General features: G+C 46.7%; 27 protein-coding genes. 4 read left to right on the forward strand and 23 right to left on the reverse strand.

Features of this window, described 5'->3' with window-relative positions; genetic code table 11:
* Positions 1-13 precede the first annotated feature (13 nt).
* The gene (locus MKX70_RS23895; RefSeq protein ID WP_340840939.1) at positions 14-781 is read right to left on the reverse strand and encodes an exodeoxyribonuclease III; all 768 of its coding nucleotides are present in this window, start codon (positions 779-781) and stop codon (positions 14-16) included.
* A gap of 89 nt (positions 782-870) precedes the next feature.
* Between MKX70_RS23895 and MKX70_RS23900 the strand changes: the two genes are divergently transcribed.
* Together MKX70_RS23900 and MKX70_RS23905 are read left to right on the forward strand one after the other, a co-directional pair.
* Positions 871-993, forward strand: coding sequence for a hypothetical protein (locus tag MKX70_RS23900; RefSeq protein WP_269322102.1), 123 nt, complete (start codon positions 871-873; stop codon positions 991-993).
* A gap of 342 nt (positions 994-1,335) precedes the next feature.
* Positions 1,336-1,623, forward strand: a complete 288-nt coding sequence (locus MKX70_RS23905) for a hypothetical protein (RefSeq protein WP_042236003.1) — start codon at positions 1,336-1,338, stop codon at positions 1,621-1,623.
* A gap of 179 nt (positions 1,624-1,802) precedes the next feature.
* On the opposite strand, the gene MKX70_RS23910 is transcribed toward MKX70_RS23905, so the two are convergent.
* Complete coding sequence (locus tag MKX70_RS23910; protein WP_340840941.1) at positions 1,803-2,048, reverse strand: DUF7667 family protein; 246 nt, start codon at positions 2,046-2,048, stop codon at positions 1,803-1,805.
* Positions 2,049-2,173: 125 nt separating this feature from the next.
* Between MKX70_RS23910 and MKX70_RS23915 the strand changes: the two genes are divergently transcribed.
* Positions 2,174-2,398: a helix-turn-helix domain-containing protein gene (locus MKX70_RS23915; protein ID WP_340840942.1), complete on the forward strand. Its 225-nt coding sequence runs from the start codon at positions 2,174-2,176 to the stop codon at positions 2,396-2,398.
* A gap of 17 nt (positions 2,399-2,415) precedes the next feature.
* On the opposite strand, the gene MKX70_RS23920 is transcribed toward MKX70_RS23915, so the two are convergent.
* The 14 genes from MKX70_RS23920 to MKX70_RS23985 form a co-directional block, all read right to left on the reverse strand.
* Entirely contained in the window at positions 2,416-2,739 is a 324-nt protein-coding gene (locus tag MKX70_RS23920; RefSeq protein ID WP_340840944.1) for a YolD-like family protein, read from the reverse strand.
* Positions 2,740-2,752: 13 nt separating this feature from the next.
* Positions 2,753-3,061, reverse strand: coding sequence for a hypothetical protein (locus MKX70_RS23925; protein WP_340840946.1), 309 nt, complete (start codon positions 3,059-3,061; stop codon positions 2,753-2,755).
* Positions 3,051-3,251, reverse strand: coding sequence for a hypothetical protein (locus MKX70_RS23930; protein WP_340840948.1), 201 nt, complete (start codon positions 3,249-3,251; stop codon positions 3,051-3,053). The genes MKX70_RS23925 and MKX70_RS23930 overlap by 11 nt, the downstream gene beginning before the upstream one ends.
* Positions 3,252-3,347: 96 nt before the next feature.
* The gene (locus MKX70_RS23935) at positions 3,348-3,581 is read right to left on the reverse strand and encodes a hypothetical protein (protein ID WP_340840950.1); all 234 of its coding nucleotides are present in this window, start codon (positions 3,579-3,581) and stop codon (positions 3,348-3,350) included.
* A 133-nt stretch (positions 3,582-3,714) separates the two neighbouring features.
* Positions 3,715-5,301 (reverse strand): SIR2 family protein, encoded by a 1,587-nt coding sequence (locus MKX70_RS23940; RefSeq protein WP_340840952.1) that lies wholly within the window; start codon positions 5,299-5,301, stop codon positions 3,715-3,717.
* 99 nt (positions 5,302-5,400) lie between these two features.
* A complete protein-coding gene (locus tag MKX70_RS23945; RefSeq protein WP_340840954.1) occupies positions 5,401-5,763 on the reverse strand; it encodes a phage holin, LLH family in 363 nt (120 codons plus the stop codon).
* A 12-nt stretch (positions 5,764-5,775) separates the two neighbouring features.
* A complete protein-coding gene (locus tag MKX70_RS23950; RefSeq protein WP_340840955.1) occupies positions 5,776-6,693 on the reverse strand; it encodes a peptidoglycan recognition protein family protein in 918 nt (305 codons plus the stop codon).
* A complete protein-coding gene (locus MKX70_RS23955; protein WP_340840956.1) occupies positions 6,693-7,061 on the reverse strand; it encodes a hypothetical protein in 369 nt (122 codons plus the stop codon). Before MKX70_RS23955 ends, MKX70_RS23950 begins: the two co-directional genes overlap by 1 nt.
* Positions 7,051-7,266: a hypothetical protein gene (locus MKX70_RS23960; RefSeq protein ID WP_042215744.1), complete on the reverse strand. Its 216-nt coding sequence runs from the start codon at positions 7,264-7,266 to the stop codon at positions 7,051-7,053. Before MKX70_RS23960 ends, MKX70_RS23955 begins: the two co-directional genes overlap by 11 nt.
* 1 nt (position 7,267) lies before the next feature.
* Positions 7,268-7,552: a hypothetical protein gene (locus tag MKX70_RS23965; protein WP_340840958.1), complete on the reverse strand. Its 285-nt coding sequence runs from the start codon at positions 7,550-7,552 to the stop codon at positions 7,268-7,270.
* Positions 7,553-7,638: 86 nt separating this feature from the next.
* Entirely contained in the window at positions 7,639-7,794 is a 156-nt protein-coding gene (locus MKX70_RS23970; protein WP_340840960.1) for a hypothetical protein, read from the reverse strand.
* A gap of 118 nt (positions 7,795-7,912) precedes the next feature.
* Complete coding sequence (locus MKX70_RS23975; RefSeq protein WP_340840962.1) at positions 7,913-8,740, reverse strand: hypothetical protein; 828 nt, start codon at positions 8,738-8,740, stop codon at positions 7,913-7,915.
* Position 8,741: 1 nt separating this feature from the next.
* Positions 8,742-9,284: a hypothetical protein gene (locus MKX70_RS23980; protein ID WP_340840964.1), complete on the reverse strand. Its 543-nt coding sequence runs from the start codon at positions 9,282-9,284 to the stop codon at positions 8,742-8,744.
* A gap of 75 nt (positions 9,285-9,359) precedes the next feature.
* Positions 9,360-11,366: a phage tail protein gene (locus MKX70_RS23985; RefSeq protein ID WP_340840967.1), complete on the reverse strand. Its 2,007-nt coding sequence runs from the start codon at positions 11,364-11,366 to the stop codon at positions 9,360-9,362.
* 116 nt (positions 11,367-11,482) lie between these two features.
* Between MKX70_RS23985 and MKX70_RS23990 the strand changes: the two genes are divergently transcribed.
* A complete protein-coding gene (locus MKX70_RS23990; protein WP_340840969.1) occupies positions 11,483-11,854 on the forward strand; it encodes a hypothetical protein in 372 nt (123 codons plus the stop codon).
* A 29-nt stretch (positions 11,855-11,883) separates the two neighbouring features.
* Here the strand turns inward: MKX70_RS23990 and MKX70_RS23995 are convergent, their stop codons facing one another.
* The 7 genes from MKX70_RS23995 to MKX70_RS24025 form a co-directional block, all read right to left on the reverse strand.
* The gene (locus MKX70_RS23995; RefSeq protein WP_340840971.1) at positions 11,884-12,240 is read right to left on the reverse strand and encodes a winged helix-turn-helix domain-containing protein; all 357 of its coding nucleotides are present in this window, start codon (positions 12,238-12,240) and stop codon (positions 11,884-11,886) included.
* 118 nt (positions 12,241-12,358) lie between these two features.
* Positions 12,359-13,093 (reverse strand): hypothetical protein, encoded by a 735-nt coding sequence (locus MKX70_RS24000; protein WP_340840973.1) that lies wholly within the window; start codon positions 13,091-13,093, stop codon positions 12,359-12,361.
* A 65-nt stretch (positions 13,094-13,158) separates the two neighbouring features.
* Entirely contained in the window at positions 13,159-13,335 is a 177-nt protein-coding gene (locus MKX70_RS24005; RefSeq protein WP_340840975.1) for a hypothetical protein, read from the reverse strand.
* Between the two features lie 77 nt (positions 13,336-13,412).
* A complete protein-coding gene (locus MKX70_RS24010; RefSeq protein ID WP_340840976.1) occupies positions 13,413-13,730 on the reverse strand; it encodes a hypothetical protein in 318 nt (105 codons plus the stop codon).
* Positions 13,731-13,752: 22 nt separating this feature from the next.
* Positions 13,753-16,047, reverse strand: a complete 2,295-nt coding sequence (locus MKX70_RS24015) for a hypothetical protein (RefSeq protein WP_340840977.1) — start codon at positions 16,045-16,047, stop codon at positions 13,753-13,755.
* Positions 16,048-16,063: 16 nt separating this feature from the next.
* Entirely contained in the window at positions 16,064-16,858 is a 795-nt protein-coding gene (locus MKX70_RS24020; protein WP_340840978.1) for a phage tail domain-containing protein, read from the reverse strand.
* A complete protein-coding gene (locus tag MKX70_RS24025; RefSeq protein ID WP_340840979.1) occupies positions 16,855-21,339 on the reverse strand; it encodes a phage tail tape measure protein in 4,485 nt (1,494 codons plus the stop codon). The genes MKX70_RS24020 and MKX70_RS24025 overlap by 4 nt, the downstream gene beginning before the upstream one ends.
* Positions 21,340-21,420 lie beyond the last annotated feature (81 nt).

Raw genomic sequence — 21,420 nt, forward strand, 5'->3', positions numbered from 1 at the left:
AACAAATATAAATCTACACTTCCGCCGCATCGGCAAGATGAAGGACTACCGGACAATGATCACTGCCAAGAATATTACACTCTATCCCTGCATCCAGGAGGCGCGGGGCCAGCCGCGAGGAAGCGAGGAAATAGTCGATCCGCCAGCCTACATTCTTCTCTCTTACCTTCGGCATATAGGACCACCAGCTGTAGGCACCTTCAAGCTCAGGATAGAAATACCGGAAAGTATCAACGAACCCGGCCTCCAGCAGCTCTGTCATCTTTCCGCGTTCTTCATCGGTGAATCCTGAATTGCCGCGGTTTGATTTGGCATTCTTGAGATCAATATCCTGATGCGCCACATTCAAATCCCCGCAGACGAGAACCGGCTTATGCGCATCCAGCTTCTGCAGATAATTGCGGAATTCATCCTCCCATTCCATCCGGTAATCCAGTCTCGACAGATCCCGTTTGGCATTCGGAGTGTATACATTCACCAGATAGAAGTCTGCAAATTCCAGGGTAATAATCCTTCCCTCGTCTTCGGTCTCCTTGTCCAGACCATATCTGACAGACAGCGGCTTAATCCGGGTGAAGACGGCTGTGCCTGAATATCCTTTTTTGAGGGCATAATTCCAGTACTGCGAATACTCCTCACCGTGGTCAAGAACAATCTGACCCTCCTGAAGCTTCGTTTCCTGTACACAGAAGATGTCTGCGGCGCTTTCCCGGAAATATTCGTTAAACCCTTTATTCACACAAGCTCTTAGACCGTTTACATTCCAGGACACCAGCTTCATCGTTGTCATTCTCCTTACCATTCACTAGAATTAGCTCCAGTGTACCATACTATTCGCACCCGGTAAGCCTTGACTTAAGTCCGGCACGGATGGACGACACCTTTATCGGGGTCTATCTTCTGGAGCTGGGAGGCAAATCTGCACTGGTAGGCCAGTCCTTTTTCATAGCCGCAATCAGCGAGATTGTAGTCTTCCCCTTAATCTTCTGGTGACTGCGCAAGGGCAAGGAGCTGAGTGTCCGGCATGCTGGCCTCCTATGCGGAGGCGCAATCTATCAGGCTTACGGCGGCAGAGTGCTCTACTTCAGCATAGCTGCCATGTCTTTTGCCGGAATGCTCTTCGGGCGTAAAATGCTCCAGCTTCGGTCATAGACCAAATCCATAGAGTAATCGAACCGCAAAGAGCCTCCGCCCGCCATGGGTAGAGGACCTTCTTCTATTTCATTCTAACTCTCATCACCCTATTAAAATGTGCTAATCTCCCAAGACATTCGTTGCAGCAATCATAGTTTCGGCGAATATGATATCCTATCAAACGAAAAGGAGGTCATTACCATGGCAATCTTGTTACCGCAACAATTCTTCAACCTGGCTGCAGGCGTTGGTAAATCATATTATGAGAATCTGGCTGGAGGCATCAACGCGGCTGTAACTGTAAATAACAACTCCGGTTTCCCTGTGGACCTTGTTCTTTACAGAGTCAATGCTCCAGTCGTCACTTATACTATTCCTGCGCTGAACAGTCTCACAATTTCTGTAAACCTGCTGCTTGTTGCCGCACTTCTCAGCTCAGCTGCAGGCGCAGTCTTCGGCACCATCGAAGTTGCAACCTCTGATTTCTAATCTAATGTCAGAGTATCCCCCTCATACGCTCTTGGGCTTTTCGGGACTTCCCTCAGTCCCGTTAAGTCTTTTTTTTGTTTCTCATGGACATGTCTAATCAAATTCACTTCGTCAAACCACTGCCGCCTTTTTCAATCTTGTGATTTTATTTGTGATTTGTGATTCTCGAAAATCGTTTGTTAAACCTTCGGCACTCTCTCCGTCAATCGCAGCACCTCCAGCTTCCGCTGCAGCTCCAGCTGCCATTCGTGGTCGTGCGTTGCTCCGGCCAGTATCGATTGATTTTGAATCATCAGACAGTCCCAGCAATACCTGGCGTTCTCCCGCAGGCAGTATTGCAGCTCCTTGGCCTCTTCGAGCGTCAGAGGTCCGGCCATATTAATATGAAAGATCTCTGCCAAGCGTAAATGTACTGGTAACATCATAAATCACTCTCCTGTATTATCATCCTAATACATCATATGCAAGTGTATCAGAAAGATGATACGCGTATGAGGATATTGATACATTTTTCCTTGTGATGTATACTTTTGGAAAAGGAGGCTTGTCCGTGATCAAGAATAATATAAAGGACATCATGGACCGGCAGAATAAAGGGATACGAGGCACTGCGAGGGAGACGGGTTTAGCCATCAACACTGTGTCGGGGCTATACCATAATACGTCCAAACGCGTGGACTTTGAGACGCTGGAGAAGCTCTGCAAACACCTGAAGGTTAGCACTGGGGAACTCATTGAGTACATAGAAGACGAAGAAACCCCACCAGAGCAGTGAAGCTCGGCGGGGTTTAATTATGTAATGACTCGTATCACATCATCGATCTTGATCCAGCTGAAGTCCTCTTCCATCTGAAACTTGATTCGCCGCAGTTGCCGATCTACTTTAACTACAGCCCCGCGAACCTTCAAATCCTTATAAGGGTCAAATAATACAATTGTGATCTGCTCCTGCTTCAGTAATGAGTACCCGAACGCCTGGTCAATCAATTCCCATTCATCAGGGTCGATCACGGGTCGGCTGTGTCGTCCCTGCTCTTGCATTTCCTGCCTCAGCAGCTGCACATGCTCTGGCAGCATGAACCGACTACCTTCCCATACACTCTCCAGTTTCTTCATGATGTCTGCCCTCCTAGTACTCGGTCCAATAATCTATATTCCCTGTCAATGGTGCTTGCTGTGATTTGTGTGGGCCTGCCGCAGCATGATCTTTAAATGGGACGTCCCTTTCCCAAGCCTCGATTACACTGGCCGTCTCAACCGGCTGCTTATCGTCCCACTGAATGTAGTGATGTTCAACCAACTGCAGCATACCCGCTTTGATTGCTGCCGGCCTGCGGCCACTCAGCCGTTTCAGCTCCTCCAGTGTTGGCATCCGGCGAAAGTGTCCGTTAAACTGAAACATGATCCGAAGCAGCTTGCGCGCCGTATCATCCAGCATGACGATTCTCCGCTACTGGTCTCCATGAAAGAATGCTGGCAGCCAAGAACACCCGAGGCGCGCCAGTGGTCAGACAGGTGGCCCGGATGCGGCCGTCACGTATGCCGAGGATCTCAATCTTCCGCTGCGTGATCTTGCCCGCTTTGTCCTGGTATATCATTTCGATGGTTTGGCCGATGCTCATTTTCATGTGATCGCCTCCAAAATAGGAACGTTTGTTTGTATTATATGCTGTATACTCAATATTTAGCAATGGTTTGAATTGCCAAGAAACAAAAAAATCCGCCTACCAGTTAGGTAGACGGTCTAATTCTGCTCTGAATTCAAAACGCTCCCGGACGAACCGGGCACCAGCTATCTTGATGGATTGAGGCGTGTAACCTTCGACTATTCCGCCGTTATCCATTAAATGGCCAACCGGATCCAGATCAAGCCGAAACCACACTGATACCTGGGATTGTGCAAGGGCTGCCGCAAAGAAATCATTATCGCTTTTCAATACTTTATAATAACTATTCAACGGAACAAATCCTCCTAGTATTAGGAAATTCCATGACAAAAAACATTGATTTTTAAGGAATAATTCTGTATTATAAACATATACTATTACGGTTTCAAAGAGGTTAGCGTCAATCCACACGTGGGTTCGAGCGCTAACCTTTATTAATTATAAAATCAAAAATCATTAGTAACCTTCTAAAAGATGTCGGTAGACTCCGTGCTCCCTCTGCTTTGAAACCCTCAAGTTTTTCTTTAATATAATCATTCAGCTCTTGTTTATCTAATTTCAATGCATTATATGCTATCACTTCAAATTCCTTGTCTGGTTTAAATTTGAGTTTCATTATGGTATTCATTGAAGGCATCCTTATTTTATAAGATGCATTTATCTTTTTTATGCATACCGTAGCATCTGGATATGAAATGATCCTATGTTTTATTTTATCTTTGTCAAATGGATGAAGATTTGTTTTATCGATATCAACGTCTTTAACATATTTTAGAAATGGAATTCTTGATATGGCGCTCTGACTTGCAATAAATCGTAATGCTATATCTGTATGAAAAGGTTCGCTTTCATAAAAATAATTATACACGTAGCTTACGAAGTCAGGCATTTGAAAAATATAAGTAGCATCTCCCAATGCAACTATTAATTTCCCATCCCCTATCCTTTTTTCAATTTCATCCAATTGATCAGGAGCGACAAGTAGTGTATTCAAGCTACCTTTCCTACCTCCATCAACAATTAATTTCTTTATCACATGCTGATACTTCCGAACCTCAGACGGTGCTATTCCCTGATCAACTTTACTTATTTTATCAAATACAAGCCCAAAATTATCAGTTTTAATAACTTTTAGTTTGCAGCCTAAATCCCTATCGGTTAGTACCTCTTCAATTAAGCCATGTTCTCCTTCGAGCCATTCTACTAGAATCAAACGATTTTCCAACAATTCCACTTCAGCATCAGAAAGCGATCGGGTAAAATCACTTATGATTTTTCTCATATTAACATCGGTTAGAGAATATCCCAAAAATATGATGGGGGACGTAAGCATCATAGAGATTATCTTTGCTGTAATTAGAACTGAGTTTTTTTCAAAACGTAGATAATCGCTTTTCGTTATGGTTATATCGTCGGGGCTATCCACGCAACCATGCAGTTTATATAGTTCTGCATAATCGAAAGACTCACCAAAAAACCCGCGTTGTCCAATGTATTTTGTAATTGTATGAACACCAGATTCGTTATAAGAATCTTCGATAAATGTATCGTAGTTTGTAGTCAGAATGATTTGTGTTTTTAAAAGCATTTTAGTAAATAGCTTATACTCCTCTTCCGTTTCTACCTTTAAATTATATTGTTTAAAACGGTTAGATATTGCCTTTTTAAATGGAGATAATTTAGATTTGAAAGAGTCTTGTTGCGTGAAGTTGTCAATATCCAAATTACCACTATTAAAGAGTCGATTGAATTCTGTTTCTAAAGTAGCCCCAACTTGAATGTATGCCTCATGATCAATTTCTTTTTCATTGAAGTGAGGGTAATTCGATTGAACTTGAGAGCGAGCATTATTCAACTCGCCATAAAAATTATGTAGATTTGCTTTTTTCCAAAATTCTTCAAGCAAAGTTGGCCAATCAGGAAAGTCATTAAGAAATCTTTTTGAAATACCTGAACCGATAAAAACTATTGGAAATTCATTTTTTTCTAGCAGTTGATCTAATATCGACAATGAAATCACTCCTTTAGCAAAACCGTTAGGAAAATAGTACCACAAATTACAATTGTGCAAAACAAAAAAAGCCCACCAGCCGAAGCCAGTGGGCAATTATTACTGCTTGGTCAATACTGTCGCTTTATAAGCAAGGTACGCCTTTTCCACGGCCGCCCGGATCTCCTCTGGAGCAACCTTGATACCCCGCGCTTCCAACTGATCAGAAGCATACACCAGCGCCTGCTGAAGCTTGTCCTCCCCGCCCAGCTCCTTGTAGACCGTCTGCGCATATGCAAAGCCCTCGGAAGCAATCTTGTGCAGCAGTTCCCGCTGAGACACTGACAGTTTAGCATCAAACCAAGAGTCTGCCTTTACCTGCAGCAACGCCACCGCCCGCAGGATCACTGTAGCGAGAACGCCGATAACAGCCAGCACGACGGCTGTGATGTACGGCTGGGCCTGATCAATAATGGTTTGCATATTAAACCTCTCCTATTCTATCGGCATGCCCGCAGCTCGCCGCAGGTGATTTGCCGTATTGTTAAAGTAAGCCATAGCCGTCTTATCACTCTTGACCTTCGCCGCCTGCCAGCCGGGAGAAAGCCACCTGAACACCAACTCCTGCACGTTACTCTTCGGCAGCTGAGTAAATGGCGCTGCCGATCCCGGTTGTAATGGTATGCGGGCAGCCAGCCGCAGGTTATTAGCCAGATTGTGCAGATGCAGGGTGCCTACGGAGTCGCCTGCCTTCCGGGCTGCGAACCATGCCGGGGATACATAATCCTCAATGAGTGCCTGCGCTACACTGGCCGGCAGCTGCACGGCAGTAGGTGCAACAATAACTACCGGCTCCTCCTGCATTTCCTTGACCACATCGTAGAGTAGGTCCTTCAGTGTCTTCCCGATGGTAGACAGCGCCTGGTCAACATCGCTCTTGCGGGTTGGGTCCAGTTGCTTATGGCTAGGGATGTGTGTCAGCGGGTTAAGCTTCCATTTGTCACAGCAGTAGGCCAGATACCACACATAACGCTTGTATGCCTCAAGGGTATTGATCTTACCGCCGTAGCACAGCTCCACACCCAGGGCGATGTCATTGGCGTCATCGCCGTATTTGGCATTGTCAGTAGTCACGTTGTATAGCACATGCCAGGCTTTCTCTGCCGGGTCCGTCCCGGTGCCGGTTGGGATGATCTCCAGGATCTTCTTATCGTCAATGAAGACCTGCGCGGAAACTGACCGGTTCAACAGCGTCTGAAAATACTCAAAGTGATTATCCGCCGTCGCCCCGGGATTCCCGGTATCATGGGCAACTAAAAAGCCCGGCGTACCCGTTACTAACCGAGTGCCGGGCCGAACGTTTTGGCGCTTGTTGATATAGCGCCGCTCAATCGTATATTTATTTTTGATCATTACCGTCTAACTCCCTTCTTCTTTTCCGGCCGTTCTAAGAACAGCCCCAAGTCCCTGCCCTGCACCAAGATAGCCAGCGCGCAGAGCGTAACCGTCGTACCGATCACTCCGATGGTCCATCCCCAATCCTGCAACAACCGAAAGGAGTAACCGCTCCAACCTTCAATGCGGCCGAAACGGATCACGAACCCGATTAGGCGTTCCAAAGCATAAGCGGTAAACATCAGCATTCCGAGTACCAGCCCGATGCCGACAACGCCCTCCCGGTATTTCTTCCTGAAATAGATGTGCATGGCTGCTGTGATATAAATGATGCAAATCAGCGATAACGCATAGCAGATGAGTGTAATGGTGTCGTTAGCGCGCATAGTTCTCCCCCTCTTTCGTACTGTGATCGTAAATAAAAGCGCCGGCGAAGCCATTGGACCGGACGACTTCCTTGTGTCGTTCGTCCAGGTCCTCATATCTCCGAATCGCCCACTTCACTTCCTGTTCCTTCTCTTCTAATTCCGCCTCTTTCTTTTTGATGGCGGGTATCTTTCTGAGCAGTTCGAACAAACTTACTCGCGGCATGTTACCCACCTCCGTCCTGGTCGCCCGGATTCAAACGATCTGCAGGCTTCATTTTCTCCATAACATCACTACTCCGATTTAGAGCAGCCACGGCGGATATGGCCTTCTCGATTGCATCATCCCGCTGCTTCTCCGCCTTCTCCAGCGACTTTCCCGGCACCAACTTACCAATAACCAACCACCTACCAACAATGACCAACAGCAGCGCTTCCCCGAGCGCAAACACCCAGCCAATTCCGTACTTGTCCGCCAACGATAGGGCGTCTGCTAAGCTTGGTATATCCATCCTCCCGCCCCTCTCTCTACATGGAAATAGCCCGCGGATCGGCTCCGAGGGCAAAAAAATAGCACGCTCCTCTTCAGGGCGTGCCGCTATTCAACCGGTGACTCCAAATCTGCTGCCACTTTGCTGTCTGCTGCCTTCTTACGGGCTTCGTCCAGTGCAGCCAGTGCTTCGCCGATCTGCATGTCGATCTGCTGAAGCAGCTCATGCTGCCGGCCGGGATGGGAGTTAATGAGCAGCAACACAACTTCCACCGCCTCCTGTACCGGCTGGGTGAGATCGATGGAAACGTCGAGTTTGGTTACTTTGGCCAGAGGGATCACCTCCTTTCGAGGGAATAAAAAAGAGCCCTCATAAGAGGACTCACAGGTCGATTTCAAACAATATGGATAAACCGCCAGCTTCGTTATACGCCTTGAGGACCTTCAGCATAGCCTGCTTCTGCTGCTTGGTTAGTGTCATATCATAATGGCGACTCTCACCCTGAGCACGAATAATAACCTTCTCAGCATTGCCGATCTTCTGCACAATCGGTAGGATCTCTTTGTCGATAAATGGTTCGTAATACTCCCATACACCACCGCTGCTATTATCCCGAATCACTTCAGAATACTCAGGTGTAAGTTCGAATATCTCGCCATCTGCATTGATGGTGTACTTATCAATGAAGATCCAATCATCCCCGGCGAATTGAATCCTGAAGCGCGGGTTTGAAATTACTCCGTCGTTGCTCTTAGAGAAGTATACATAAGCATCATTCTCATTGACATGTCTTGAAGTTGACTGAGCATAGAAGAATGAAATATTTCGGACCTCATCTTTAGACTCGCGCAATCCAGATAACGCCTGCTTCACTTCGTCTGGAGACTTCGTTGGCTCGGCGGCCGTTTCTGAGGATATGCCGCTGCCGTTCTTCTTGTAAAGTTCAGCTGACCAGGCAAGAACTTCCTTTGTCTTTGGATCATCCGGGTACAGTCCGTTCATCTGATCTCCAGAGGAAAGCAGGCTTGTGTAGTCCCCGGCTTCATAATGTCCTTTCGCCTCTTCATAGAGGCTGTCCAGACTTGGAGCCGCAGGAGCCTCTGTAGCAACAGGCGAAGGAGTCGGGCTTGGCTCTGTTAATTCTACATTAGAAGAGCAAGCAGACAATATAGCAACAACTAACAATAAACTAAGCAATTTCCTGTTCATTTTACTTCAATAGTGCAGAGATCTTCGCATCGATTTCTACTAATTGTTGATTCAAGGTTACAAGTTCGGCCTTCATTTCAACAATTTGTTTCTTCAATGATTCCACCAACTCCAATTGCTGTTTACCAAGAGTGCCATTGTTGGCCAGTTCTTCAGCCAATTGGTCGTGAGTAGGAATAACATCTGATTCGATATTTTGTATTCCCGCTTCTCTTTTAGCAATCTCCCTAATAACCTGATCCCGCTGGCTATTCAAGTTTAACAGCAGGGCTGATTTTGGCGTTATAGTCGTCTTCAAGTCATCACTCATGATTATTTTCTTCCCTTCAACGGTCAGCTCAGCTCCAGTCGCTTCCGCAACGGACCTAACCGGGGCATAAGCTGAACCATTAATGATTACAGCATCAGCAATCTTCGCGCCGTTCTTTTCAATCGAAAAAAGACCCTGAACTTTCTGACCGATGAGATTATTGGAGGCAGCAAACGCCGATGCTCCACCAATTAATAAAACCCCAGCAATCACCCCAGATATCATTTTCTTCAAGTCATCATACCTCCCTATTTATTTATCCTAATAATACCATATGTCGGTAAATAGGGATGGAATGATTATCTTAGTTTACGCCCAAGGTTCACTTGCGAGGTAAGTCCAGATTGAGTTTATATCAGAACTTAATGATGAAATTTGAGACTGTAAAGAAGATAATTCTGATTGCAAAGTATTATGGGATGAATCACTGTAAAAACTGCTCCACGAAGGTATTCTGACGTATCCACCCGATGGGCTCAATATCACATTGTCGCCAATAATCATGGCATTGTCATAAGCGCTCATGATAAACCCCGATGTTGGTGAATTGAATAACGTCGACTCATTCCCGTTTGCCAAGAACCTGATCTTGCTGACCCCCCCGTCGTAAGCTGGAATCAAAATCCCATTGTCAGGATCAGCATATACACCAAATGCAATGCTCGACGGATCAATTTCTACGCGCGGGTAGATACCAGGAGCAGCCGTTCTAAACATTGCCCCCGTCACTGTGCCGGCAATAATATCCGAATAGGTCATCGTGCTTTCTTCAATCAGCCCCGTCAACGTTATGGACCGTGCCACGACATTCCCAGCCATGTCCACTCGGAACGGAGCACTCGCCCAATCCGCATGCCCTGCGCTGATGCCGCTAGGATTGATCTTAGTGATGTTGTTACCTTCGCCAATCTCCATCCGGACAAAGTTACCGAGCACCCCGGCAATGACTTCAGCAGCAATGCCCCGGCCGGTGATGGCCGTTCGCGCTGTGGCCCCACCGTCTTCTGTGATAATGAACCCGTGTGAAGTCAGGACCATCTGCACATTCGGATGATCCACTTCCTGCAGCACAATGCCGCGGCTGTCGTAAATGATCTCGCTCTTGGAAGCATTAATGTCGATGACGGCCTGCTTGGCGAACTCTTCGAAGGCAGCTGCCCGCACCCGGCCGCCGGACAGGAGGTCATTCAGGATCTGCTTGCTGCGCTCCAGGTCAGCGAGAACCTGAGTATCATCCCGCATCTGGTAATTGGAGAGCGTCGCCTGCGAGTGCTTATCCATGCTGAACGGATACTCCGTCAGTTCCATCACCCGGCAGCTGACGCGCTGCAGCTCCATTTCCGGATCGTACGCATAGACGGTGTCGCCCAGCCGGGGCTGCTGCTCGTCTGGATCAATCTTGTAGATATCCGCCGCGTTGACTCCGATCTCAAACTCCGGCATTTCCTTCTTCCGCAAAGCCTCCCGGGTAGCGATCAGCAGTTCTTCCGGATCTTCGATATTCTGATCGATGAGCTCACCGTCATAAAATGCGTTGACGTTGTTGGTCCAGTACTGAGTATACGGAGAGATCAGGTAATTGACGGCCAGTTTGTTGTCGACAATGGCTCCAGGTAAGGACTGCAGCAGGCTGCGCTCCTCCGTGGTCAGGAAGTCGGCAGACAGGCCGATGAATGTGCGGCCGTCCTTCATTTGGCTGAACAGGCGAGTTACCAGGTTCGAAGCATCGTCCTTGAATGAGTCGCTGATGATGTTCTTCTTCAGCCGGTATTCGAATCCATCGTCTGAACCGATGCGCTTGTGCAAGTGAATGACGAAGTTGTCCGGATCAATCTCGCAGCCATACAGGTTGACGGTATCCTGCAGGGCAGCCAGTGCCGTGGTCGCTCCCCAATCCTTGACGTCGCGGAGGTCAAAAGTGTCGTGTATGACGAAGGTGTACACACCACCTGTGGCCGCGCTGATCTTGTCCAGCAGTACGCTGATGTGAACGCCGTATGCCTCATCGATGTAATCGGAGTACATCATCTTGAAGTCGATCATCTTGAACATGATGTGCGTACAGACGACCTGGGCGCTGATCACTTTGTTGCTGCGATCCCGGGCGCGGCTCTGCACGACATAAAATTGGCCACGCTCGTCTTGAACGTGGCCTTTGGGTATGATCAACTCTTTGTAATCGGTGCTGGTCATTGGGACGGTGAAGGATATCTCATAATCGCTGTTCAGCCGACGACGGCGCTGGATGTCAGTGCATTGGACTAGCAGGCCAGTTGGGGCACGGTTGCGGTCGAAGGATTTCAGGTGCTGCTGCATGGTGGAGGCTCCTTTCAAAATAACTCTGATTAAACCTATTTAAATGATTTCAGGTATTAAATTCCAAACACAGTTTGTCGATATTATATACACTTTACTATGAAGGAGTGTTAGGTTTGGAGGAAATAGAGGCATCTAAACATGCAATTAAAGATATTCAGAGTATCGAAAAAAAATATAAAGATAAATTAACAAAAGAAGACTTATCGTATTTGATAATCCATCTTAATTTTGAATTAGATACATTAAAACAACCATTCATAATTACTGCTGGATTATCATTTACGGCATTTGTATTTGGATTAATGATTACGCAAGTGTTTAAGGAAAATTCTTGGATAATGCTTCTTATACTGAGTGTTATATTTCTAAGTCTTCTGGGTCATTTGGGTTGGAAATACCACACTAGACTGAAGCATTACACTTTAAGAAAACACATCACTGAGAAAATACTTTGTGAAGTAGAACAAAAAGAGCCTTCGGAGTGATCCGGCAGGCTCTTTTTTATTTGAAATCACTATTCATTATTTATGATTTGTTTTCCAGAGGGTATTACTGGCGGAAACCATTCTTCGAATGTTTCGATACCTTTATCAGTTAATTTCCAGTAACCCTTTCTATTCGGATCAGACTGTATGATTCCTTTTCCTTTCAAATGATCATATGATGATCTCACTCTGGCTTGCCAATCGTTATATCCCTTTTCCGTTAAATGATTCTTCTGTTCTTCTGACAAGCCAAAATGATTGGCCACTAGTTCGTAGGCTTCGGAGGTTGTTACAAATTCTCTCCCGGTTCTATGTTGCAAATACAATTTGTACCACAAGATGAAGTGCAGTTCTTCAAGATTTGGTAAGTCTTCATTGTATCTCATCCGTATAAATATCCCCCTACAAATCATGTTTTGATATCCATTTTCAGGATATCATAAAATTTTAGGGTAGACAAAAATTTTCATGTTGCGCAGTATGGTCCTACTGTCAATAAGTAACTTAAGCAAGGAGTAGATACAAATCATCTATAAACTTTCGTAAATGCTCATAAGAAGTTTTTATCAAATCGATTATTCTAATATTCGAATCTTTAAAAGCAAAATCTGTCCAATCAACCAACTCAATAGGTTCCTTTATCTTGCTCATATCACTTCTGATTTGGCCCCCTGAAATAACAAAATCATTGCTTTGTTTTACACCATTAATAACATTTCCTGAAATAATTATATTTGTGTTACTGCCTCTATTATAATTCAAACTAAAAGCATCAGTCAGTTTAACTGTCCTCATGGCGAGCCGTTCTTGCTTCCTTTGTTCTACATGTTTGATTTTATTTGTGATGTTGCAGATATCATATATCCATGTCTTACGACTATTAAATGACTGAACTGACAAAATCAACTGATATATCTCATTGTGAATAGATTGAAGGTTTTTGAAGCTTCTTCCTAAACTAGAATGAAAATCACCTAAACTCTTGCCGTAAGGGAAATATAGTGACATTTTCCCCCTTTGCTCCTCCGTTTTCCCGTCCCTGTCCTTATAGAGAAAGTCATAAATATCGTGAGCTGCATAATCCAAGCAACTTCTTAGATGTTCTAATGCTGATTTAACCTTAGGCTTTGAAATCTCCAATATTCCCGAATTAGTATTAGCCTTGCTTTTCTGAGTTTCTAATGAAGCTACAATTTCTTCAACTTCAGATAGTAATTCTTCTATATCAGATTTTCTCATGATCAAACCTCCTTTTTATCTATCATTCAATAAAAAGGAGTTATATCCTTTATTGTAAAAGTGAATTATTGATAAAGATTTACATGTGATTTAATAGCCAGCGGGTTGTTTGTTACGGCTGCCCATCCTTTGCAAGATTCACTACCGCACCGACAGGGCAAAGTAATCATTCCATTTAAATACTCCTCTATTTGAATATTCGACCTCCTGCAGTAATCTTCTTCAAACTCTTTCTTATTCATATTGCCCTCCTACTCCAGCACATCAACAGCAGACGCAGATGCTGTTAAACACTTGATATGTTTATAAGTCTGCCTTTTTAATCGACCGTGCCGTCACCGTTGGTAGTTTCTCTGATCAAATCTATGATGTGCCAGAGGTCTGCTTCCCGGTATTCATTTGGAGGTTTTCCTGGGGCGAAGTCAGGCGATTCAGACATTAACAAATCGTAATGTTGGCCTCGCACTTGATAGTATTCGTGTGTCAAAACGGTTCCATCTGCTGACTTTAAAGCGATCGTTACATCAACAATCCGAGACCCTTTATTTTCATTGATCACATAAAATTCTTCAGTCGACACCTCCACCTGCTTTTTGACTGATTCCGTTAAGGTAACATATCTATTAGAAGAACGCATGCTTTCACCTCTTTCATCTTTTCTACTTCCAACGACCAGTACATGAAAGCCTAATTCTAATGGCATCTGTTTTGCTCGTTGGGCTAACGACTTGATACTGTACATAAGTCGGATGAACTCCGACTAAAACCCCAAATAATACACTCTGCGTGTCATTATTAGGCACGATGCTGGGGCTAAAATCACTATTTAAAAAAGTTGCTGGGAATGCCCATGTCCTTGCTGGTGATTTATACATACTGCCATCAGCTGTTGTAATGTCCAAGCCATAGACTACTAAGTTCGTGTAGCAAATCATCGTACCATCATCGTACCTAATGTAGTTACCCTGACCGTTACTTCCGGCACTATGAATCGACTTTTCGATAATCCATCCCGTAACATTGTAACCATCAAACTTTTTCAGATAGGTTCCTTCAGGGCTGTTCCAGATGCTTCCGTTTCCGGCAGCTACACCAGTTGGACTATTTTTAGAGGAGTGTTGGATGTTCACAAAGTTTTGAGATAGCAAATCCAAACTGTACTCCAAGTAACCATCTGCAAACCCCGGACAAATATTGTTTACCAGATGCACTTCGTCCACATGCACATTATCAAAGCGTATAGCGCGGTCATATGAGGCAGTGTGATAAACGGTGCTCCCTTCGATTCGGACAATTCCGTAAGTATCCATTCCGGTGAGCGCATCAATTACAATTCCGTGACTTCCCGCGATCCGTACAGCATTAGTCAACTCAAGGCCACTAATGATTACATCCGTTGGATAATTTTCAGCGGGAAAAATCTCAAGTCCGCCTGCAGTAAATCCCTCAAATTCACTATTTTTAACGACTACCTTTTCGAAATATTTAACTGACATGCCCTTGCCCACATACATTATCTCCGACCCTTTGTATCTTACTTTGTTATCGGTCCAAATAATCTGACCGGAATTGCTACTCATATTGTTACACAGCAATCCGTGTCCTGAACTACTGGCAAGGTCAATATTATGGTTGTTAATCTTCAAATCGACAATTCTATTGCCATAGAAATTCCAAAGACTAAACCCATGTGTGCAATTAAAAACGGTGTTAGAATTATACAATGCTTCTTCCATGTCCATATTTGTTGCAGATAAAATGAAAGGGTTCGTGTATCCCGAAATTATGTTATTGGAGATTACAGATACCTTAGCGTGATTTTCGATTGCACAGTTGCCGTGCTGAGTTGGCATATTAGTATTGAAAAATGTGCAGCCGTCTACTAATAATTCCTCTCCGTTAAAATACAGAGAGGAGTGGTCTACTTGCTCATTTCCGGGGATGCTTGATCCACTTTCCATAATGACGCAGTTTAGGACCTTCACCCTACCAAAACCTGTCTCGTTGTCCCGACCGAACCGAAAGTGCTGCAAACCTGCATTGTTGAAGGATTTAACATTGCGCACGACAACATTATCTCCATTCCAGCATTGGATAGAGTTGTTCTCTTTAGCATAATCACCTGGATCTACGATCATGTTGTTAGTACCGTTCAGATCAAAAGCAAAGTCAGAAAGGATTACATTTTCGACAAGGTCGTCCATTGACTCAGTCGAAAATCCATTAAAATAACCGATACCCCCAGGAAAGTTTAAACCTCCCGCGGCCTTCAAAATACTCCCGAACCCATCTCCCTTGAAATTTACTCCCGACCTGAAAAAGAGTAGCGCATTTCTAAATCCCTTAACGGTGTTTAACCAGTACAGTCCTGTAGAGAGTTTCACCGTCCCCCCGCCGCGACTGTAACAGTAGTCCATGGCAGCTTGTATAGCTAGTTGATCTATTTCATTCGTGAGTGATGTAGCTAACGGATACTTCATTTGGGCTGTTGCTAGCGTTGGAAACCTCTCTGACAAAGGGTGGCTTTCCCCGTCTCCGATTGCACCAAATGACTTTGGGTTTATCGCCATATCCGCCAACTGCGCATTAGTCTGAAGGAACTCTGTATCCACCCGATCCTTCAAAGTGTCATATGTTGTGCCTGACACACTGACAGCCGCAGCCGCAGCCTGTGTTCCGTCTCCGCCGTCCACAATGACGTTATCGAGTGTATCCTTTAGTCCATCTAAGCCTTCTTTGATGTTTGTCGCCCCGACAACAGCTCCATCATAAGTGACGTGCTCAGCCGCATGAGCAGCTGTCGAAGCCTTGTGTGTTGTGATATCGCTCTGCGCTCCAGTGATTCGGCCTTCATGATCTGTTAAATCCGTCTGAATATCGGCGTAGTTGTCATTGTGCCTCTGTAGGTTCACGAGATCGAGGAGCTTCGTAATGGTCCGTCGATTAAAAATCATATCCGTATGCCCCTTTCTAATAGAGGTATTGATAGCGATAGATCACTTCAACAGTGATATTGGGGCTTGTAGCCGTCACGGTGAATGTTGTCTCACCTGGTTCAAGAACGAAGAACACACCATTGCTGCGGGACCAAGCATTAACCCCATTAAGCCGCACCGAGCATTTATCCAGGTCGCTGTCTAACTCAAACACATCATTAGCTCCAGCGCTGCCGGTGATGGTCAAGGTCTGGCTGCCGTCACTTAGCGATAGATTTGTGAATGCACCGGTAATGCGGATCAATGGGTAAGCCAAGGTAGAACCTTCATTGTTAACGGTGAAGGTCTGCCCGCTCGCTGTAATCGGGAACGAAGAATCGGAGATATAAAAATATCCCTCCCCGAAGGAAAGGCCATCTCCATATTCCCGCAGCTCGGTATCCTGTATCGACTCGATCCACGAATCATCCATCTTCATAGGCACATCAATCTTCCGGTTCCCGGTCGAAGTGTCAAATGCCATAGAACCGCGATACTCTGCAATGAATCTCTTTTGCGGAATATCATCAAAGATGACTATTGCCGGGCCATTCTTCACATCAAATACACGGGCCAGGTTCGCCACAGTGCCGTAATAATCATCACCCATGATAAATAGGCCCAAGCCGAGTGGCCGGGCCGCATAGGTACTGCCGAAGTTCTTGACGCCGTCCCTGCCGGCAAGCTTGATGGTGTTTTCCTCGGTATCCGGCAGGGGCGGTAGGTCACGGGAGACCAGCAGGATGTTCAGGGTTGAGAGCCAGACACCGTTTACTGATACATCATTCATCCGGACTTCACTCCCATCGTCTGCATCCTCCGCGCCGTCTTCTCTCGTTCAGAATAAAGGATTTCCGTGTCTGCCCGGTCTTCCAAGGTTACACCATTAACGGACATATCGATGTGGTTCTCTACCTTGGTTTCTGACTTCGCCACACCAGCTGCCGCTCCGATAATGCCTGGGTTGTCCAAAATCCGGAACAAGCCATTGAGCTGCGCAGTATTGAAGATCGCTTCCTGGCCGTGCGCGATGATCGGTACCGGAGTTCCGGCAGACCCCGGGATAATACCACCGACATCGAAGCTCTGTAGCTTATCGCCAGTGTCCTTGGTAATGCCGTACAGATCGCGCAGCGCTTGATTCCGGGAGGCAAGTCGCATCATTTCAGTGCGGTTGCCTGCGGCAGCAGCTGCGGCATAGGCATCCTTGTTGGCATTGTACTCAGCAAGGTCAGCATCCTTCTGAGCTGCTTGCTTGGCAGCAGAGATTGCTGACATCTTCGATTGGTACTGTATGATGAAGGCGTCCAGATCAGTCAGAATCTGCGTATTGGCCGTGCCGGCGGAAGATACCCGGAAAGCAGCGATGCCCGCTTCAATCATCTTGATGTCATCGGAATAAGTATCAAAGGCTTCTTTCAGATCATCATAATGCGCTTCAGTCTTATCCTTCTCATCCTCGAACGCCTGAAGCTGAACGTCCTTCTCATCCTGCAACGCATCCTTCTGGTTGTTCAGGTCCCGCTTGCGGAGGTCGCGTTCGTGATCCTGTATAAGTTTGTCGCGCTCAGCAATGACCTTCTCACGCTCCTGCTGACCGGGTTTTCCGACCGCAGAAGCAAGCAATTCAATGCGGGCATTCTTCTTGGCAAGTTCTTCTTCGAAATCAATATCCTCATTGGCTTCGGCTTCCTTCGCCAGCAGATCATCAATAGCCTTGATCTTGGCATCCTGCGACGAGACATAAGCATCCTTACGGGATTCAATCGCAGCCAGATCGGCTTTCTGCGCTTCATCAATCCGGTCCTTCTCAGCATCTACAAGTTCCTTGGTCAGATCCAGCGTCTTATCCGTCAGGTCCTTCCGGGATTGATAGAGTTCATCATCCGCCTTCTCATAATAATTTGAATCGATGGCGTATTGATTCCGCAGGTCTGTCCAGGCTTTAACCTTATACGTTGCAATTTCTGCCTCAGTAGAACCTGATTCCTCCAGCTGTCGGACTTCTTTCTCAATTAGCTTGGAACGCTTCTCATACAACTCGCTGATCTGCGTCTCTGTCTCCGCAGCAACTTCCTTGCGGGATTGCCGGACCTGGTCATCAGCAGCCTTATACTGCTCGGAATCCTTGTTGTACCGATCCCGCAGCCGGGTCCAGGAATCCAGCTTCATCTGAGCGATCTGCAGCTCCGTCTTCCCACTGTCCTCCATCCGCTTGGATTCAGCATCAATCCAGGTGGCAGAAAAGTCATACCGGGACTTGACCGAATCCTCACCCAAGCGTTTGAGTTGCAGGGTCAGCGTGCGAGCATCGTCAACCGATTCAGACAAAAACTTAGCATGCTTCTTTCGGAGTGCTTCGTACTTCTCTATCTGCTTTTCGGCCGTCAGATCGTAATAATCAGCCTGGAACTGGATGGTCTTCAGGTCGGCCTCGTATGCAGCTTGACGAGCTTCGGCAGCAAGTTCGGCAGCTGTTTTTCCGGTGGCTGGTTTATCCTTCTTAACCTTTTCGGGATCAGTCAGATCAATGCCCGGACCGCTTGGCCCATCCAAGTCAAAATTACCAGATGATAGAGCGGCGGCCGCAACTTCAATTACCTTTTGTTTCTCCGCCAGTTCCCGCTGTTGATCTGTCAGTTTGGTCAGTTCTTTTTCCGTTTGTACCTTCAAAGTATTATTCACGATGTCCATGACATTAGGAGTCGTCCTCTTCGCTCTTTCCTCATTTTGCTTCACCGACTCAGCAAATGTGGAAGCTTGGACACCGTTGACCGCATTCATAGATTTTAGGAGTTCACCATAATTCTTGATTTGAGCCTCAACGGCCGCTTTCTGTGCCGCGGTCTCTGTCACCAGAGCCTGCATCCGCTTGGAAGCTCCAGAAATAGCCTGGTTAGTAAAGTGGCGGTCTGATTCAATCTGACCTTCAATAACACCGATATTGTCAGCTCGGATCCGTCCGTCTTCCTCCTGGACAGCATTGAGACCAGGATACTCCCGCTTGAGCGCGTTCGTAGCATCGACGAGCTCCTTCTTCTGTGCCTGATCCAACTTCTGCGCTGAGGACAGTTTTTTGAAGGTAGCAAGCGACTTTTCTAAAGCCTTCAGCTTGTCGTTCTTTGCAGCTAGGTCAGAAACTTCCGCTTTCTGTTCTTCAAAGAGAGCACCGACAGAACCCTTAATCGCCGTGTTCATTTCCTTAAGCTTCTCAGTCGCCTTCTCAACGCCGTCAAAACCCATACTCCGAAGTTGTTTATCGATCTTCTCCAGCTGCTCATTGATGTCCATCGCTTCGGACATCATCTGGGGATTCCCTTGACCGGCTTCACCCTTCTTTTGAATCTCATTTAGCCGTTGCTGCAATTTCTCGCGCTCATGAAGTGCCTTGGTAAGATCCTCCGTCTTCTTCCGGAGTTCGGTCAGATCATCCACGGAACGCTTAACAGGAGAATCATTAAGAGTATCGTTGAGCTCCGCCTGTGCAGCTTCGAAGTTCTTAGTCTCTTCCTTGGCCTCATTGTATTTCCCAACGAGAAAGGCTGCGCCGGCAGCGACCGCTCCAATGGCTACAGCTAAAAGCCCTAACATTGGAATTGTTTTTGCAGTGAGTGTGCCCGCCAATATCGCAGCTTCGTATGCAACCTTGACTGCATCAATGGCTTTTTTTAGCTGATAGGCAACGACAACGCCGCCAAGTAATAGCGGTGGCAAAGCTGCGAAGGTAATTAGCGCAGCCTGCGTTGACTTATCAAGCTCGGAAAATCCGGTTAGCAAGGCGGTTACGCCTTCAACCGCCTCCCTGACAGCCGGTAGGAACATATCCCCGATGATGATTCCGGCACTCTCAAACGCGCTGCCCATGTTATCTGCAGCGCCCTTCAGGGTATCCATCTGAGTTTTCGCAACACGTTCCGCAGTCCCCCCTGCTTCGGCGAGGGAATCGGTGTAAGCGTTAAGCTTGCCGCTGCCCGCTTCAATTAGCGTAATAAATGCAGACGCCGCTTCGCGTCCGGCAAGTGTGGCAGCTACATCAGCTTGCTGTGCCTGGGTAAGCCGTGGCCAGATTTCAGTTAATTGCTTGACGATGCCAGATAACGGAAGAATGTTGCCTGCGGTATCTTTTATCGAAAAACCCAACTTATCCATGTATCCGGCAGCTTCCTTGGAAGGGGAAGCCAGCGCCAGGAGGATCGCCCGTAACCCTGTACCCGCCATCTCACCTTTAATGCCGGCATCAGACAAAGCACCAACCGCCGCAGTGGCCTCTTCGAGAGACAACCCCATGGACTTGGCAACCGGGGCGACGTATTTCATCGCCATACCCAGGTCAGTCACATCGGCATTGGTCGAAATACTGGACGATGCCAGCACGTCCACAACTCGAGTGGTCTCAGTAGCTGCCATTCCAAACCCGCGCAAAATGGAGGAGGCGATGTCTGCTGTTGTGGCCAGATCAACATTACCGGCTGCTGCGAGTGACAGCACGCCCGGCATTGCCGCGATGATCTCCTTTGTATCAAAACCTGCCTGTCCCAACTCGGACATGGCGTCAGCAGCCTGCGAAGCCGAGAACTTGGTCTGAGCACCGAGCTTAATCGCATTAATCCGCAAAGCTTCGAAGTCAGCACCCGTTGCTTCTGTAATCGCCTTGACGTTCTGCATGGCCTGTTCGAAATCAGCTGCCGTCTGCACAGACTTGGCAATCGCAGCTCCAACAGCAATCGCCATGGCTGCATATGCAGCACCGAGCGACTGAATCTCAAAATCAACACTACCGGTTACTTCATTAAGCTCTTGCATCTGATTGATAATGTCGTCTATGACTGAGCTGCTGACTCCGAGATTCTCAAGTTCCTCTCTGACACTGGCAAGTTGCTGCTCAAACATTTCTGGGTTGGCCCGGCGGATCGCTTCATTAATGTTGTCAATGTTCTGGCCACTTGCCCCAATATCACGCAGTGACGAGTTCAATTTATCAAAATTCCCCGTTGCATCACGGGCACGGGTTCCCATCTTCTGCACACCGTCAGAGGCGTTCTTCGCGCTCTTCTCGGTCTGACCCATGTTCTTATTGATCTTACTGATCGTCTCCGCGCTGACTCCGGACTCGGCCAAAGCCTTATTTAATTGCTGTATATCAATGCCGGCCTTCTTGGCCGTTTCGCCCATGCTGGCAAAATCCTTCTTCACTTCTTTGATGTCGCGTTTGATGCCGTTGGCATCGGCAGTCAGCTTTGCTTTCAACTCTCCAAGGTTTCCTCCTGCCACTGATTAACCTCCTCCCTTCATGCGCGCAAGCTGCGCTTGATACTGATCTTCTGCGGAAGCCCGCGGCTTCTCCGGGACCTT

Origin of the sequence: Paenibacillus sp. FSL R7-0312 (assembly GCF_038004445.1) — a bacterium.
In the GTDB taxonomy this organism is placed as follows: Bacteria; Bacillota; Bacilli; order Paenibacillales; family Paenibacillaceae; genus Paenibacillus_AQ.

Bases quoted from the DNA above. Each gene is read 5' to 3' on its own strand.
- MKX70_RS23985 (WP_340840967.1), bottom strand. From the start codon at position 11,366: ATGCAGCAGCACCTGAAATCCTTCGACCGCAACCGTGCCCCAACTGGC.
- MKX70_RS24020 (WP_340840978.1), bottom strand. From the start codon at position 16,858: ATGAATGATGTATCAGTAAACGGTGTCTGGCTCTCAACCCTGAACATC.
- MKX70_RS23965 (WP_340840958.1), bottom strand. From the start codon at position 7,552: ATGGATATACCAAGCTTAGCAGACGCCCTATCGTTGGCGGACAAGTAC.
- MKX70_RS23960 (WP_042215744.1), bottom strand. From the start codon at position 7,266: ATGCCGCGAGTAAGTTTGTTCGAACTGCTCAGAAAGATACCCGCCATC.
- MKX70_RS24005 (WP_340840975.1), bottom strand. From the start codon at position 13,335: ATGAATAAGAAAGAGTTTGAAGAAGATTACTGCAGGAGGTCGAATATT.
- MKX70_RS23950 (WP_340840955.1), bottom strand. From the start codon at position 6,693: ATGATCAAAAATAAATATACGATTGAGCGGCGCTATATCAACAAGCGC.
- MKX70_RS23925 (WP_340840946.1), bottom strand. From the start codon at position 3,061: ATGCTGGATGATACGGCGCGCAAGCTGCTTCGGATCATGTTTCAGTTT.
- MKX70_RS24000 (WP_340840973.1), bottom strand. From the start codon at position 13,093: ATGAGAAAATCTGATATAGAAGAATTACTATCTGAAGTTGAAGAAATT.
- MKX70_RS23955 (WP_340840956.1), bottom strand. From the start codon at position 7,061: ATGCGCGCTAACGACACCATTACACTCATCTGCTATGCGTTATCGCTG.
- MKX70_RS23975 (WP_340840962.1), bottom strand. From the start codon at position 8,740: ATGAACAGGAAATTGCTTAGTTTATTGTTAGTTGTTGCTATATTGTCT.
- MKX70_RS23995 (WP_340840971.1), bottom strand. From the start codon at position 12,240: ATGAGATACAATGAAGACTTACCAAATCTTGAAGAACTGCACTTCATC.
- MKX70_RS24010 (WP_340840976.1), bottom strand. From the start codon at position 13,730: ATGCGTTCTTCTAATAGATATGTTACCTTAACGGAATCAGTCAAAAAG.
- MKX70_RS23945 (WP_340840954.1), bottom strand. From the start codon at position 5,763: ATGCAAACCATTATTGATCAGGCCCAGCCGTACATCACAGCCGTCGTG.
- MKX70_RS23910 (WP_340840941.1), bottom strand. From the start codon at position 2,048: ATGATGTTACCAGTACATTTACGCTTGGCAGAGATCTTTCATATTAAT.
- MKX70_RS23905 (WP_042236003.1), top strand. From the start codon at position 1,336: ATGGCAATCTTGTTACCGCAACAATTCTTCAACCTGGCTGCAGGCGTT.
- MKX70_RS23900 (WP_269322102.1), top strand. From the start codon at position 871: ATGGACGACACCTTTATCGGGGTCTATCTTCTGGAGCTGGGAGGCAAA.
- MKX70_RS23920 (WP_340840944.1), bottom strand. From the start codon at position 2,739: ATGAAGAAACTGGAGAGTGTATGGGAAGGTAGTCGGTTCATGCTGCCA.
- MKX70_RS23895 (WP_340840939.1), bottom strand. From the start codon at position 781: ATGAAGCTGGTGTCCTGGAATGTAAACGGTCTAAGAGCTTGTGTGAAT.
- MKX70_RS24015 (WP_340840977.1), bottom strand. From the start codon at position 16,047: ATGATTTTTAATCGACGGACCATTACGAAGCTCCTCGATCTCGTGAAC.
- MKX70_RS23930 (WP_340840948.1), bottom strand. From the start codon at position 3,251: ATGAAAATGAGCATCGGCCAAACCATCGAAATGATATACCAGGACAAA.